Origin of the sequence: Flavobacterium sp. CG_9.10, assembly GCF_015752245.1 — a bacterium.
Lineage (GTDB): Bacteria > Bacteroidota > Bacteroidia > Flavobacteriales > Flavobacteriaceae > Flavobacterium.
Map to the genome: position 1 here is coordinate 48,622 of NZ_JADOVD010000012.1, position 15,349 is coordinate 63,970.

Annotated in this window: 12 protein-coding genes; 7 read left to right on the forward strand and 5 right to left on the reverse strand. The window is 33.8% G+C overall.

All coding sequences use genetic code 11. The annotated features are described in order from the left end of the window. Nucleotides 1–293: 293 nt before the first annotated feature. Both pepT and IWX84_RS11410 read right to left on the reverse strand, forming a co-directional pair. Complete coding sequence (pepT, locus tag IWX84_RS11405) at nucleotides 294–1,550, reverse strand: peptidase T (protein WP_196850880.1); 1,257 nt, start codon at nucleotides 1,548–1,550, stop codon at nucleotides 294–296. 179 nt (nucleotides 1,551–1,729) lie between these two features. Next, on the reverse strand, nucleotides 1,730–2,281 hold the full coding sequence (locus IWX84_RS11410) for a hypothetical protein (protein ID WP_196850881.1): 552 nt from the start codon (nucleotides 2,279–2,281) through the stop codon (nucleotides 1,730–1,732). A 392-nt stretch (nucleotides 2,282–2,673) separates the two neighbouring features. On the opposite strand from IWX84_RS11410, the gene IWX84_RS11415 reads away from it, so the two are divergent. Then, nucleotides 2,674–2,970: a hypothetical protein gene (locus tag IWX84_RS11415; protein WP_196850882.1), complete on the forward strand. Its 297-nt coding sequence runs from the start codon at nucleotides 2,674–2,676 to the stop codon at nucleotides 2,968–2,970. A gap of 168 nt (nucleotides 2,971–3,138) precedes the next feature. Next, entirely contained in the window at nucleotides 3,139–3,690 is a 552-nt protein-coding gene (locus IWX84_RS11420) for a DUF6799 domain-containing protein (protein ID WP_196850883.1), read from the forward strand. Nucleotides 3,691–3,876: 186 nt separating this feature from the next. Here IWX84_RS11420 and IWX84_RS11425 read toward each other — a convergent pair whose 3' ends face one another. Beyond that, nucleotides 3,877–4,383 (reverse strand): YybH family protein, encoded by a 507-nt coding sequence (locus tag IWX84_RS11425; protein WP_196850884.1) that lies wholly within the window; start codon nucleotides 4,381–4,383, stop codon nucleotides 3,877–3,879. A gap of 192 nt (nucleotides 4,384–4,575) precedes the next feature. Between IWX84_RS11425 and IWX84_RS11430 the strand changes: the two genes are divergently transcribed. The 4 genes from IWX84_RS11430 to IWX84_RS11445 all read left to right on the forward strand — a co-directional run bounded on the left by IWX84_RS11430 (nucleotide 4,576) and on the right by IWX84_RS11445 (nucleotide 8,689). Continuing rightward, complete coding sequence (locus IWX84_RS11430; protein WP_196850885.1) at nucleotides 4,576–5,598, forward strand: quinone-dependent dihydroorotate dehydrogenase; 1,023 nt, start codon at nucleotides 4,576–4,578, stop codon at nucleotides 5,596–5,598. A gap of 171 nt (nucleotides 5,599–5,769) precedes the next feature. Then, nucleotides 5,770–6,633, forward strand: a complete 864-nt coding sequence (locus IWX84_RS11435; RefSeq protein WP_196850886.1) for a hydroxymethylglutaryl-CoA lyase — start codon at nucleotides 5,770–5,772, stop codon at nucleotides 6,631–6,633. Nucleotides 6,634–6,743: 110 nt separating this feature from the next. Then, nucleotides 6,744–7,295 (forward strand): hypothetical protein, encoded by a 552-nt coding sequence (locus IWX84_RS11440; RefSeq protein WP_196850887.1) that lies wholly within the window; start codon nucleotides 6,744–6,746, stop codon nucleotides 7,293–7,295. Then, on the forward strand, nucleotides 7,292–8,689 hold the full coding sequence (locus IWX84_RS11445; protein ID WP_196850888.1) for a DUF5723 family protein: 1,398 nt from the start codon (nucleotides 7,292–7,294) through the stop codon (nucleotides 8,687–8,689). The genes IWX84_RS11440 and IWX84_RS11445 overlap by 4 nt, the downstream gene beginning before the upstream one ends. Before the next feature lie 43 nt (nucleotides 8,690–8,732). On the opposite strand, the gene IWX84_RS11450 is transcribed toward IWX84_RS11445, so the two are convergent. After that, a complete protein-coding gene (locus IWX84_RS11450; protein WP_196850889.1) occupies nucleotides 8,733–11,279 on the reverse strand; it encodes a cation-translocating P-type ATPase in 2,547 nt (848 codons plus the stop codon). Between the two features lie 163 nt (nucleotides 11,280–11,442). Between IWX84_RS11450 and guaB the strand changes: the two genes are divergently transcribed. Further along, on the forward strand, nucleotides 11,443–12,915 hold the full coding sequence (gene guaB / locus IWX84_RS11455) for an IMP dehydrogenase (protein WP_196850890.1): 1,473 nt from the start codon (nucleotides 11,443–11,445) through the stop codon (nucleotides 12,913–12,915). 145 nt (nucleotides 12,916–13,060) lie between these two features. Here the strand turns inward: guaB and IWX84_RS11460 are convergent, their stop codons facing one another. Further along, nucleotides 13,061–15,301: a cation:proton antiporter gene (locus IWX84_RS11460; RefSeq protein WP_196850891.1), complete on the reverse strand. Its 2,241-nt coding sequence runs from the start codon at nucleotides 15,299–15,301 to the stop codon at nucleotides 13,061–13,063. Nucleotides 15,302–15,349: the final 48 nt, after the last annotated feature.

Here is a 15,349-nt window from a genome sequence, read left to right on the forward strand (position 1 = left end):
TATTGGTGCGCCAATGTTAAGTTTGTTTATTTTTTCAAAAGGTGTTTTTTTAATTAATGTAGTTTTAGTGATTTTAATGTATGTAAGATTCGATGTAAAGAGGAAATGATGAAATCATTTGTTGAATACTCCGAAAATATGCAAAAAAAAAGTCTCATTTTCATGAGACTTTTTTTTCCTTTGTATTTATGATATATTCGATATGTATTGATACACTTCTGTTTATTTTTTTTGACAAATTATTGATTTTGTCGCGAATAAGAAACTAAATTTCAGATGTTACTAAATTATCATTATTTACTTTTAGAGAAATCGCCAATTGCTGTTAATTCCGCAATTTTTACAATTACTTCAACTGCTTTTTGCATGCTTTCTACTGGAACGTATTCGTATTTCCCGTGAAAATTATGTCCACCCGCAAAAATATTAGGACAAGGCAATCCTTTATAAGATAATTGAGAACCGTCAGTTCCGCCTCGAATGGGCTTAATAAGCGGTTTAATACCTATTTCTTTCATGGCTTTCTCTGCAATATCTACAATATGTTTTACAGGCAATACCTTTTCTTTCATATTGTAATATTGGTCTTTTATTTCGGTTACAACAATATCCTCACCAAATTGTTTCGCAAATTTTTTATTGATTTTTTTGGTAATTTTCTCAATTAATTCTTTACGTTTTTCAAATTTTTTCTTGTTATGATCTCTTATAATAAGTTCCAAAACTGTTTCTTCAATACTTCCGGTTAAATGGTGTACATGAAAAAATCCTTCGTATCCTTTAGTTTCTTCTGGAGTTTCACCTAGAGGCAGTTGATTGAGGAAATCATTGGCAATCAACATGGAATTAATCATCTTTCCTTTGGCATAGCCAGGGTGAACACTTTTTCCTTTCAAAATAATTTTGGCACCAGCCGCATTAAAATTCTCATATTCCAGTTCACCTATTTGGCTACCATCCATAGTATACGCCCATTCAGCTCCGAATTTATCTACATCAAAATGATGTGCACCACGACCAATTTCTTCATCAGGTGTAAAACCTACTCTGATTTTTCCGTGTTTGATTTCTGGATTTTTAATTAGGAACTCCATTGCGGTAACAATTTCGGTTATTCCAGCTTTATCATCGGCACCTAACAAGGTTGTGCCGTCAGTTGTAATCAACGTTTGTCCCTTGTACAATAACAAATCTTTAAAATAATTAGGTGATAATATAATATTTTGTTCTGCATTTAACACAATGTCTTTACCATCATAATTAGGAATAATTTGAGGTTTTACATTGGCTCCGGTAAAATCGGGTGTAGTGTCAAAGTGTGAAATGAATCCAATAGTTGGTACTTCATGAATAACATTACTTGGCAAGGTAGCCATGATGTATGCTTTGTCATCTATTGTTACGTCTTGCATCCCAATAGTTTTCAATTCCTCAACGAGTTTATTGGCCAGATCCCATTGTTTGGCTGTACTTGGCGTGGTTTCAGAGTTGGCGTCAGATTCTGTATCGATGGTTACATAGCTGATAAATCGATCTATAATATGTTGCATCTTTTATTTTTTTATGCAAATGTAATCATTTTTTTAGGAGCATTTTCTGGTGGCTCTCGAACTAAATTTTGTCTTTTTCTCTAATTTTGAAATCAGTGCAAAGAGTTACTATTAGAAATAATTTATCTTCGGGATGTTTCTCTTTACACAAAAAAAAAACCACCCGAAGGTGGTATTTGCTATTTTCTGCTTTTAGTGAGCTTATTTCCAGCTTTTTCCAAATCATCTTCTAATTTGTTAATTTTTATCTGGCTTTTGCTTATTTTGATGTTTTCTTTTTCAATTTTGGTAGATGAAAGTTTTCCTCTTGCTTTCTTTGATTCTAATCTTCCCGAAAGTTTCGAAAAATTTTCTTTTTCTTTTGCAAGTTTACTTTTTAATTTAGCAACAGAACTTTCGTTTGAGGCAATTTTGTCTTGTTGTCTTTCAAAACGTCTTTGCTTTTTTTCAAAATCCTTTTTTTCGTTCTCACTTCTTTTAGCATCTTTTAGTGCTTTTTTTTCAGCTCTTAATCTGTCATTCAAAGCTCTTTCATCTTCTTTTAATGCGATGTTGTCTTTGTTTAATAGTATTCCAGTTCCTGTAACTTTAAGAGTGTCTTTTGTTGTTGTAATCGTGGTTATTACCGTGGTATTCGCAGCGAAATGAAGAGAGTCATTTTTGACAGCTTGTGCAAAAAAAAGTTGAACGCTAAAGAAGAAGAGTAAGCTAATCGTAATTTTAATTTTCATGATATTAAGTAGTTGTTTATAAAATTGGTAATTGTATTAATTTTCCAATGCTAATTTAAGGTATTCGACACTAAAATCATACCGTTTTGTCAGAATTAAATGCCATCTTCATTAGTATTTATAATTTTTTTTGTTTGATCTTTTTTAAAATCGACATTTTTTATTTTTAGAGTCATTAATTTTTTTATAAAAAATTGATATTCAGATATTTAAAAAATATAAATTTAAAAAATGCAAGTGATATGTCAATTTTTATTGCTAAATTTAATCCTAAATTTCCCAGATCTTTTTTTAATTTTTAGATTATTAACTTCAATTTTTAAATTATGAAAAAGATACTTTTATTTGCTTTGTGCTTTACTATATAGGTAGTTTGTAAAAAAGAAAAATCGATGGAAACTCCACTATTAACTGCGAGCGAAACAAAAGTTCGAACTGTCGAATTTGTAAATGCCAAATATACCGAAACAGGTAAAAAATTACTCGGGGATTTAACCAAAGGAGAAAGAGATGCATGGATGTCTAATTACATCGCAGCTAGCTTATTATTTCATCATTGTTTGGAATATTTTTTAAATGAACTTGAAATATTCAGACACTCCATCTTTGTAGTTTTTATGATAATTATAACCGTAATTATATTTTTTCTAGTTAAAGTTAGATTAAAGCACAAAATTGATAATGTATAACAATAATAGAATATTGTTAATTGTGCACTTTTGACTATGATTGGCTACGCTGTTAAACATCAGTTTTTAAAATTATTTTTATAATTTTATTTTTCAGTAAATTGATATACTTTTTTTGTAATTTTAATATGTCAAAAAAAAAATTAAATAATTTAAAATCAAAAAGTTATGAAAAATTTATTTGTGTTATTGGTGGTTGCTTTTTTCTCCATGGGAGTGATGGCTCATGAGAGCAAAATTGATAAAAATAAGGTGGATGATTCAAAAATTGTGCAAATTAAGGACCATGTAATGATGAGTGACGGTAAAATGATGATGGTAAAGGACGGTAAAATGATGATGATGAATAGAGAAATGACAATGAGTAACGGCACAATGGTTTACCCTAGCGGAATGGTGAAAATGAAAAATGGAAAATCCATGATGATGAAAAACGGGGACATGATCGCTATGAATGGAATGATGATGGACAAAATGAATGATTATGTGCACATGAAAAATGGGAAGATGATGATGATGAAAAATGGGAAAATGATGATGATGCAAAAAGATATGAAATTAAGTAATGGTTCAGTAGTTTCTCCTAGCGGAATGGTGAAAATGAAAAACGGAAAATCTATGATGATTGAAAACGGTCAAATGATGGATATGAATGGAATGATGATGATGAAAACCAAATCTAAAATGGAAATGGAAAAAGAAAAAATGAACAAAAAGTAGAAAGATTTAAAATTTGAAGCTGCATTTTATTTTAAAAGTTGAAATTAAAAAAACCGAACTCAGTTATTTTATGGGTTCGGTTTTTTTATTTTAATGCCGTAGTAGAAACTTCAGATTAGTTAGCCAACATGGTATATAATTTAAAGTTTTGATAATTTTATTATTCATTGCTGAAAACGGATAAATTTATTTAGCTTGTGGCATTGGCATATCAGAATTATAGCAGTCACGGAACATTTTCCATTTTCCATCTTCCATTTTCCAAGCGACTAACGACTTTCCTCGGTCTAATTCTTTTCCGTCTTTATCGGTAAATGTCCATTCATCTTCGGATAAGAGCAAATCACTATTTCCCCAAACATCTATGGTTTTCAAACTGAGTTTTGGCATTCCCATTTTCATAAAAGCCGACATTACGTGAAGAATATTATTTTTGCCAACAGCAGCTTTTGCATTAGGCTGCATAAATTTTGCATCTGTAGCGTAGCAATTGGCTGCAGCTATCGAGTCGCTTTTGTTCATTGCCTCAGTAAAAATTGTGTTTTGTTTCTCAACAGCTTTTTTGGCAACTGCCATATTGAAAGTTTCTTTATTCTCTTTTTTTTGAGAATTACAACTTGTTGAAATAAACATACAGCTGACAATAGCGATGCAAACAGACAAGAATTTCTGGAAATTTAAATTTTTTCTCATTTTTTTAAAGTTTAATAATTAAATATTTAAGGTTGATTCAATTTAAAATAACATAAGATGCTTAAAATTAGTGATTTATAATTAATTATTCAGATTAATTCTATGAAAAATAGAATTCATTTATTAAATTAATTTGCAAATATTTAATTATCGAGTAGATAGTTCTATTTTTGCAGCAGCAACACAACAATCATGTATAAATTAATAATTCGTCCCATACTTTTTTGGTTTGATCCGGAAAAAGTTCATTATTTCACTTTTTCACTTATTAGATTTTTATCTAAAATTCCGGGATTTTCGTCCCTTTTTAAATCGCTCTATGACATCAATGATCCACGGTTAGAAACCGAAGTTTTTGGATTAAAATTTAAAAACCCGGTTGGATTGGCAGCTGGTTTTGATAAAGACGCCAAGTTGTATAAAGAATTGTCAAATTTTGGTTTTGGATTTATCGAAATAGGAACTCTTACGCCAAAAGGGCAAGAAGGAAATCCAAAAAAACGGTTGTTTCGCCTTAAAGAAGATAGCGCAATCATAAACCGAATGGGTTTTAATAATGGTGGTGTTCTTGAAGCAGTTGAACGATTGAAAAAAAATACAGGCGTATTGATTGGAGGGAATATTGGTAAAAATAAATTGACACCAAATGAAGATGCCACTTCAGATTATGAAATTTGTTTTGAAGCTTTGTTTGATTATGTTGATTATTTTGTAGTCAACGTAAGTTCGCCAAACACGCCAAATCTTCGTGCCTTGCAAGATAAAGAACCATTGACTCAATTGTTGCAAACATTGCAAAATAAGAATTTGGCTAAGCCAAAACAAAAGCCGATTCTTTTGAAAATTGCTCCTGATTTGACTGATGAGCAATTACTAGATATTATTGATATCATTAAAGAAACTAAAATTGCTGGAGTTATTGCTACAAATACAACGATTTCCCGCGAAGGATTACAATCCGAAAACAAAACGGAAATGGGCGGTCTGTCAGGAAAACCATTATCGCAACGTTCCACTGAAGTAATCCGATTTTTATCTCAAAACAGTAAAAAAGCCTTTCCTATTATTGGAGTAGGTGGAATCCATTCTGCCGCTGACGCAATTGAAAAGCTGGAAGCAGGAGCATGTTTAGTGCAACTGTATACTGGATTTATATATGAAGGTCCTGCATTGGTGAAAGCCATAAACAAGGAAATTTTAGAAAGAATTAAGTAATTTGGATTATTCTAAAATTTGGGGAAATTTGGGAAAACCAAAACTAAATAAGGTTGAAATTTATCCTAAAACCATCTAATATTTTGAGTGTACATTCTTTTTTTGAATTCATAAAAACTTTGTAAGTCAGAAACTTTGCAACTTTGCAACTTTTCTTATCTTTGGCTTTCTATGGAGCCAATAAAAATTATAGAATGTCCACGTGATGCCATGCAAGGCATAAAACCATTTATTCCTACTGCTAGAAAAGTAGCCTATATCCAGTCCTTATTGCGTGTCGGTTTTGATACCATTGATTTTGGTAGTTTTGTTTCGCCAAAAGCTATTCCGCAAATGCAGGATACGGCGGAATTGTTGGCACAACTAGATTTGTCAAAAACCCGAAGTAAATTATTGGCAATAATTGCAAATACGCAAGGGGCAATTTTGGCATCAGAACACGCTGAAATACAATATTTAGGTTTCCCGTTTTCGATTTCCGAAAATTTTCAGATGCGAAATACCCATAAAACTATTGCTGAATCATTAATCACTTTGCAGGAAATTCTGGAAATTGCCTATAAAAGTAATAAAGAAGTGGTGGCCTATCTTTCTATGGGTTTTGGAAATCCTTATGGTGATCCATGGAGCACGGAAATAGTAGGGGAGTGGACCCAAAAATTATCTGATATGGGCGTGAAAATCCTTTCACTTTCTGATACTGTGGGAAGTTCGACACCTGATGTAATTGGGTATTTATTTTCGAATTTAATTCCAAAATATCCTAAAATTGAGTTTGGAGCCCATCTTCATACGACACCAGATAAATGGTTTGAGAAAATTGACGCCGCTTACAACGCAGGTTGCCGCAGATATGATGGTGCGATTCAGGGTTTTGGTGGTTGTCCAATGGCCACTGATGATTTGACGGGTAATATGCCTACAGAGAAATTATTGTCCTACTTTACTTCCAAAAAAGAAAATACAAATTTAAGTCCGATGAGTTTTGAAAGTGCTTATAATGAGGCTTCTAAATTGTTTGGTGAATTTCACTAGTCAATGAATAGCTTTAAGCCTTTATTAACATTTGGTATTTAAAATAATAAGTAGGTAATTGGTGCGTTGGTAATACAATTATTTACAGATTGATTTTAATAAATTTAACAATGAAACCAGTGCCTTTCAATAGAATTTTAGGAATATTTCTTCTCTCTATATTCTTCTTTTCCTGTTCAAGCGACTTAGATTTTAATCAAGTTAATACAGTAAAGTTAGAACCTATTTTTGTTACGAATCTGGCTAGTTTTGATGTTCCGGCAAATCAATTTGTAACCAATGGAATAGAACAAATTATATCAGTGGACTCTCCAACAATTGATGTCTTTAACGATGCTTTTTTCAGAGATAATTTAAATCGAGCCGATTTCTTTTTTGAAATTAATAACACCATAAATAGAGCTTATGTTTTGGATATCGTTTTAATTGATAAAAACAATCAACCTCTTTATTCTATGAACTTTTTTATTCCTGCTTATACTGGGGGAACTAATGTTGTAACAAAAACCGAAATTTTTCAAAACACAAAACTTAATTTATTAAAAAGTACCACTAAAATGTCTTTCGTTCTGAGAATGCTACCAGGCCCAATATTAACTGAAAACAGTTCGGGAAGTATTAAATTACGTTCAAGTGTTACCGCTTATTTAGTTATACAATGAGAAAAATAATATTGCTTTTTATTCTATTGGTTTCGGTTAACAGTATTTCCCAAAACAAACAACTTTTATATAATTTTACGGCAGTTCCTCAGTCTTTGTTGACTAACCCCGGATCTGATGTTAAATATAAATTCTACTTTGGAATTCCATTATTATCTGGAATTTCGGCAAATGTAGGTTCAAGTGGTTTTTCTGCCTATGATTTATTTGCTAATAACGGAGTGGATTTTAATGAAAAATTGCGTGATGTCGTGTTTTCTACCACAAGAAAAGATAAAGCAGCAATAAACGAACAAGTAGAACTGTTTAACGGCGGTTTCAGGATCAAAAGGGACGAAGATCAATACGATTCTTACATTTCTTTTGGAATGTATCAGGAATTTGATTTCTTGAGCTATATGCCTAAAGATTTAGCCATACTCGCTTTGGACGGAAATAAAGATTATTTAGGAAAAGTATTTGATTTGGGGGATTTGAATGTAAAGGCAGAAATGCTATCGGTTCTTCATATAGGATATCATAAAAACGTAAATGACCATTTGATCCTTGGTTTTCGAGGAAAAATATATTCAAGTGCTGCAAATCTGAATTCGACTAATAATTCAGGATATATTTATACAATTCCATCTGATAAGGGGATTTATGAACAAGTTATTTCTTCGAATTTGCAACTCAATACTTCTGGAATTTCGCAATATACTAAAAGTGATTATTCAGGAAATATTGCAAGTGATATTGCTCATAGGACTTTTTTTGGTGGTGATCTCGGCTTAGGTTTTGATGCTGGACTTACCTATTATCCTAAGAAAAATGTTCAGTTTACGGCAAGTGTTGCGGATATTGGTTTTATAAAGCACACGAAGGACGTAGAAAGTTTTGTTTATAAAGGATATTATAATGCGGAGGGTATTAACCCAAAATTTTTGGGCGGAAATTCAGCAGGAAATGTTTATCAAGAATTTAAAGCAGCTATTCCTTTAGATACTTTGTACACTAAATATACCACTTGGCGTCCAGCAAAATTTAATTCATCTATTCAATATTCGTTTGATGAAGAACGCCCTGATGATTGTGACTGTTTGAATTATAATCCTGAAACTGTTTATAAAAGTGCCGTTGGTGCGCAGTTGTTTCTAATGTCAACTCCACGGACACCATTAATGGCTTTTACAACGTATTATAGAAGAAAAATTTTCAATTCTTTGCAAATGAAAGCAACTTACACGATCGATTCTTACTCCTATAAAAATATCGGATTGGGGTTGTCAAGTCAATTCGGACCTGTGAATTTTTATGTTCTGGCTGATAATCTTTTAGAATATAAGGATGTTTCCAAAGCCAATAGTCTTTCGTTTCAATTTGGACTCAATATCATTTTTAAAGATAAAGAGTGATAGACTTTTTAGACGCTAGTCAGTAAAATAAATCTTCTTGCCTTTATCTTATCTCGGGCTTTTCGTTCTGTTTTCTACGCTTAAATAATTTGTAAATTTCAATCCAAAGTACGGAGACAAACCCGACTAAAATACTCAAACCTATTTGGCTGGCTGAAACCGTTTCAAATTGAAAGAAATGAGCGAATATTGGAACAAACAATAATAACCCCGTGATGATAATGGTTAACGAAATAATCATTAAAACCAGATTGTTTTTGTAACGTATGGTCGTAAATATAGAATAATAAAAAGAACGATTTACGAGTGTCAGAAAGACATTAGATGATATCAGCGTGAGAAAAACAGTAGTTCTGGTAACGCTTTCGATACAATTAGTCACTACGCAATATTGATACACAAATAATAGTCCAAAAGTAATTATAAGTCCCTGAATGATGCTAATTGTAATTTCTTTCAAGTTAAAAAAAGTAGTTGTAAAAGGTCTTGGTTCTAGCAACATCAGATTTCGCTCCATAGGCTCATTTTCGTAAATAATGGAACAAGTCGGACCCATAATTATTTCGAGAAAAATAATATGAACCGGCGAGAAAATATTAGGATAAACCCAGCCTAGTGCCAATGGAATAAAGACAATCAAGATAATGGGAATATGTATGGAAATGATATATTGAATGGCTTTTTTTAGATTGATATAAATTTTTCTTCCCATAGCGATGGCGTCGGTCATTTTAGAGAAATCGTCATCAATCAGGATTAAATTTGCTGCTTCTTTGGCAATTTCGGTCCCTTTTTTACCCATAGCAATTCCTATATGTGCTGATTTTAAAGCGGGACCATCATTAACACCATCACCGGTCATGGCTACAATTTGGTTATTGTCTTTTAATGCTTTTATGATTTTAAGTTTGGCCTCGGGAAACATGCGGGTAAAAATAGTTGTTTCCATTACTTTTTCTTTTAAAGTAGCTTCGTCCATTGCCATCAATTCATCGCCATTTAGAACTTTTTCAGGGTTTCTGAAACCCACTTGTTTTGCAATGGTTGATGTTGTTACTGAATTGTCCCCTGTTACAATTTTTACCAGAATACCGGCATTATAAAATGTTTCAAAAACGGTTTTAATATTCTCTTTTGGTGGGTCATAAAAAGCAATTAATCCCTTAAAATGAAAAGGGAAATCTTGTTGTTTTTTCGGGTAATCATTTCCTTGAAATTCGGTCACGCCAACACCCAAAACTCGAAAACCCTTATTAGCCATCGTTTCTACAGCTTTTAAAATTTGTGTCGTTTCCTTCTCCGATAAATTAGAACTTGCAATTAAAGCTTCGGGAGCGCCTTTGGCTGCAATGATTCGCGTTCCATCTTGATTTTCAAAAACATGTGTCATCATAGGTGGTTTTCCATCCAGTGGATACTCATGTACTAATTTGAAATTAGTCCGTTCATCATTAATTTTTAAATTTCCGTACGTTTCGTGCAGCGCAATCTCCATGCCGTCAAACGGAATGGGTTCACTTGCCCACATGGCGAGACTTAGAAGCTCTTGTTCTATTGGATTAAGTGTATGATTGTTATTACTGTTGCCTTTGTCATTGCCATTGTTATTTAAGGTGTCATCAGGAAAAGTATACCATTGTGCTAAACTCATTTTGTTTTCGGTAATAGTTCCCGTTTTATCGCTACAAATTACGGTGGCACTGCCTAAAGTTTCTACAGTTTTGGTTTGCTTTACAATAATTCCCATCTTCATTAATCGCCACGCACCTAAAGCCATAAAAGTGGTGAAAGCAACGGGAATTTCTTCAGGAATAATACTCATTGCGAGCGTCAATGCTTTTAACAAACTATCTAAAAGGTTTTTAGAATTATAATAATTAATACCCCAAACAATTCCAAAAATCACGAGGCCCACAAGAGACATTTTCTTTACAAAATTTCCAATCTGTATTTGTAACGGTGTTTTTTCTTCAACAATCGTTTCCAGACTTTTACCTATTTTTCCCAATTTTGTTTTGCTTCCAATGGCTGTCACCTCACAAATTGCCAATCCGCTGGCAACAATTGTTCCCCGATATACCTCATTATTTTCGGATTTTTCATTTTTGAAAACCGCAAGTGATTCTCCGGTAAGTATTGATTCGTTTGCAGAAAAATCATTAGATTGAATAATTGTTCCGTCAGCCGGAACAAAGGTCCCTTCTTCAATCTGAATGAAATCACCCAAAACAATTTCCTCGCTTGCTATTTCTATAATCTCACTATTGCGAATGACTTTGCTTTTGGGTTGAGATAATTTTTTTAGGGATTCAATGGCATTTCGACTTTTAGATTCCTGATAAAGCGAAATTGCAGAAACCAAAAGGATGGCTAGCGCCATAAAAATTCCATTTCCATAATCACCAGTAATGAAATAAATACCTGTTGCAGTTACCAGTAATAAAAACATCGGCTCCTTAACCATCTCGATTAAGGAAGTCAGAAAATTATTTTTATCCTGATGGTCTAAAGAATTGGAACCATTAAGAGTCCTTGATTCTATTACCTGATCGTTTGAAAGTCCTGTAATAGGTGCTTCTGATTCTACCATTGAAATGAAATTAATCAAAATTTATAGCTTGGAAACAACAAAGGCTATAATTGGGCGGAATACCTTTGTAATGCAATTTAATCAATTTATTGTTAAAAATTGTGGTTTTTTTGCTTAAGATTGTCTATATTTGCACGCAATTTAACTACAACTACAAATTGCAATGATCGCACACAACTCTAAGATTATCGGTGAAGGATTAACTTACGATGATGTACTATTAGTTCCTAATTACTCAAATGTTCTTCCACGCGAAGTGAGTATTCAATCAAAATTTTCAAGAAATATAACGCTTAACGTTCCAATAGTGTCTGCTGCTATGGATACTGTCACCGAAAGTTCTATGGCAATTGCTATGGCGCAAGAAGGTGGTATTGGTGTTTTGCACAAAAATATGACTATCGAGCAACAAGCTGCTAAAGTTCGAAAAGTAAAACGTGCCGAATCAGGTATGATTATCGATCCGGTTACTTTGCCGTTGACTTCTACCGTTGCCGATGCTAAAAACGCAATGAAAGAATATGGTATTGGTGGAATCCCAATTGTGGATGACAATAAAATACTAAAAGGTATTGTGACAAATCGTGATTTACGTTTCGAAAAAAACAATACAAGACCTATTGTTGAGGTAATGACCAGTGAAAACTTGGTAACTGTTGCTGAAGGAACTTCATTGGAACAAGCAGAGGTAGTCTTGCAAGGATATAAAATCGAAAAACTTCCCGTTGTTAATGCGGATTATAAATTAGTAGGTTTAATTACGTTTAGAGATATTACTAAATTGACTCAAAAACCAAATGCCAACAAAGACAAATTTGGACGTTTGCGTGTTGCTGCTGCATTAGGCGTTACCGCTGATGCTGTCGAAAGAGCTACTGCGTTGGTCAATGCTGGAGTTGATGCCGTAATAATCGATACTGCTCACGGACATACGAAAGGAGTGGTAGATGTACTAAAATTAGTGAAAGCTAAATTTCCTGAGTTAGACGTTATTGTAGGTAATATTGCCACTGCTGAGGCAGCCATATATCTTGTTGAAAATGGCGCTGATGGTGTGAAAGTCGGAATTGGTCCAGGTTCAATCTGTACTACTCGTATTGTTGCAGGTGTTGGTTTTCCTCAGTTTTCTGCTGTACTTGAAGTAGCCGCAGCGATTAAAGGATCGGGTGTTCCGGTAATTGCAGATGGTGGAATACGTTACACTGGTGATATTCCAAAAGCTATTGCTGCCGGTGCTGACTGTGTAATGTTAGGTTCCTTACTAGCTGGAACAATGGAATCTCCAGGAGAAACCATTATTTTCGAAGGAAGAAAATTTAAATCTTACCGCGGGATGGGTTCTGTTGAAGCCATGCAGGAAGGGTCAAAAGACCGTTATTTCCAAGATGTGGAAGATGATGTAAAGAAACTGGTTCCGGAAGGAATTGTAGGTCGTGTACCTTACAAAGGAGAATTAAACGAAAGTATGCAACAATTCATTGGCGGTCTTCGTGCCGGAATGGGATATTGCGGATCAAAAGATATTCCAACTTTACAGGAAACAGGTCGTTTTGTTCGTATCACGGCAAGTGGGATCAACGAAAGTCATCCTCATAATGTAACGATTACGAAAGAAGCTCCGAATTATTCAAGATAATTGGTCAAAAGTCATAAAGTCAAAAGTCATAAGGTGTACATAAAAGTGCACCTTTTTTTATACAGAAACAAGTGCATTACATAAATCTAAATAAAGTTTTAAAGGACTTTTAAACTTTATGACATTCGACTTTAGACTCAATATATTAATTATGGACTAACTCTGCCAATAGTTTTTTGTTTCCAACAATCCAAAGAATATCATCTTTCTCTAATAATATGTCCGATTCGGGATTTAAGATTCGTTTTCCCTTTTTTTCGATACCTACAACCAAACCACTTGTTTTTTCCCTCAATTTCGAATCTTTAATGCTTTTGCCAATGTAGGATTCGTTTTTCAATTCTATTTGGCGCAACACAATTTCTGGTTCAGTAGTTACATCCGGAACTTCAGTCTCATGCTGGTCTAGATAGTTTTTGAATTCTTTTACCTGAGTGTCCGTGCCAATCACACATATTTCATCTCCTGGAAATAAACGGTGATTTTTCTTAGGAATGTTAATCATAACCTCACCTCTTTTTATAGAGGCGATATTAATTCCCATTAGTTCTCGAAGTTGTAATTTTTGTAATGTCGTCCCTGCAATAGTCGAGCTTGCTGAAATATCAAAATATGCCATATGCCCGTCCCAAGGAGATAAATCACTTTGACTTCGCTTTGGTGTTGCTAATTCTCTAGCGTTTAAGTTGGATAAAAAATGATGCTCAATTTTATGATATTGCGCATTTAATTTTTTACTGAAAATAAAATAGATAACCGTAGCTCCTATCAATGCAATTAATGCAATTTTTGGGGAGAAAAATATATTCAATAAAAAACCTATGAAAAAAGTCGTCAATAACAATCTAAATAAAAACATCATAGCCATAGGACCACGGTATTTGCGCTCTGACATTAATTTTTCGACCTCATTTATAGCCACACGACGCAAGGAAAGTGCCCATAAAAAAGGCGAAAGAAATACCAATGTAATAAATGCCCCTAGTGTATTTCCATATTCATATTCTTGGACCAATGGCAAAATAAATTTAGACGAAAGTAAAATTACAGCAATAATTATTACCGACACCAAGACAACTTGCAGCAGGTAAGCATGCAATACAATTTGCCAGTTGGTTACTGATTTTATAGCCTGAGTATTTGCACTGTAACGCTCAATGTTTTTGGTCCATTTTCTCGGTAAATTATTCGCCAGGAATTCCGAAAATGGAGTCGATAATTTTATCATGAACGGAGTAGTGAATGTAGTCACCGCCGAAACCGCAACGACAATAGGATACAAGAACGAACTCGTAACATGAAGCGTCATTCCAAGTGAGGCAATGATAAAGGAGAATTCCCCAATTTGAGATAAACTCATTCCCGTTTGAACAGATTCTTTCAACGGTTTTCCTGAAAGTAACGCGCCTGCCGTCGAACTTATAGATTGCCCAAAAATAGTAATAAGGGATAGAATAACGACGGGAATCGTATGCTCATACAAGGTTTGAGGATCAATTAGCATTCCGACAGACACAAAGAAAACGGCCCCAAATAGATCTTTTACTGGTTTTACTAAATGTTCAATGTGTTCCGCTTGTGTAGTCTCAGCAATTATTGAACCCATTATAAACGCACCTAGGGCTGGAGAAAACCCCACATCTGCGGCAAGAATCACCATCATCAAGCAAAGCGCCAGCGAAATAATAAGCAGCATTTCATCTGATAATAAATGTTTTGCTTTTTTGAGCAAAGTGGGAATAAAAAAGATGCCTCCAACAAACCAAATAGTTAAGAAAAACACCAGTTTTAAGACTGATTGCATCAATTCACCTCCCGAAAATTGGTTGCTGACAGCAATAGTTGATAGCAAAACCATCATTAAAATAGCAACAATATCCTGAACAATGAGAGAACCAATAACGATTCCGGCAAAATTTTGAGCTTTTACGCCTAATTCTTCAAATGTTTTCAGAATAATAGTGGTCGATGAAATCGAAAGAATCACGCCTAAAAAAACACTATCCATCTTGGTCCAATCCATCCATTGCCCAACCAAATAACCTATGACGGTCATCGAAAAAATTTGTGTAACTGCAGTAATGGAAGCCGTTCCACCCACTTTCATCAGTTTTTTAAAACTGAATTCTAGACCAAGACTGAACAACAAAAATATTACGCCAATTTCTGCCCAAACTTCAACACTTTTAATATCAGTCACCGATGGGAAAAAATCAAAATGATTTCCAGCCAAAAAGCCCGCAATTAAATACCCCAAAACCAGCGGTTGTTTGATTTTTTTAAACAGCAATACTGCAACTCCGGCGGTCATAAGTATTAATCCTAAATCGCTTATCAATGGCTGTAAGTGATGGGTCGTTTCTGTAACTATTGCTGTCGTATCCATAGTTTTTGCTTTTATTTAGGAGCTATTCCCGCCATTCGTTTCAACCCA

Coding starts and splice junctions, on each gene's coding strand:
- pepT (WP_196850880.1), bottom strand. CDS start 1,550: ATGCAACATATTATAGATCGATTTATCAGCTATGTAACCATCGATACA.
- IWX84_RS11410 (WP_196850881.1), bottom strand. CDS start 2,281: ATGAAAATTAAAATTACGATTAGCTTACTCTTCTTCTTTAGCGTTCAA.
- IWX84_RS11415 (WP_196850882.1), top strand. CDS start 2,674: ATGGAAACTCCACTATTAACTGCGAGCGAAACAAAAGTTCGAACTGTC.
- IWX84_RS11420 (WP_196850883.1), top strand. CDS start 3,139: ATGAAAAATTTATTTGTGTTATTGGTGGTTGCTTTTTTCTCCATGGGA.
- IWX84_RS11425 (WP_196850884.1), bottom strand. CDS start 4,383: ATGAGAAAAAATTTAAATTTCCAGAAATTCTTGTCTGTTTGCATCGCT.
- IWX84_RS11430 (WP_196850885.1), top strand. CDS start 4,576: ATGTATAAATTAATAATTCGTCCCATACTTTTTTGGTTTGATCCGGAA.
- IWX84_RS11435 (WP_196850886.1), top strand. CDS start 5,770: ATGGAGCCAATAAAAATTATAGAATGTCCACGTGATGCCATGCAAGGC.
- IWX84_RS11440 (WP_196850887.1), top strand. CDS start 6,744: ATGAAACCAGTGCCTTTCAATAGAATTTTAGGAATATTTCTTCTCTCT.
- IWX84_RS11445 (WP_196850888.1), top strand. CDS start 7,292: ATGAGAAAAATAATATTGCTTTTTATTCTATTGGTTTCGGTTAACAGT.
- IWX84_RS11450 (WP_196850889.1), bottom strand. CDS start 11,279: ATGGTAGAATCAGAAGCACCTATTACAGGACTTTCAAACGATCAGGTA.
- guaB (WP_196850890.1), top strand. CDS start 11,443: ATGATCGCACACAACTCTAAGATTATCGGTGAAGGATTAACTTACGAT.
- IWX84_RS11460 (WP_196850891.1), bottom strand. CDS start 15,301: ATGGATACGACAGCAATAGTTACAGAAACGACCCATCACTTACAGCCA.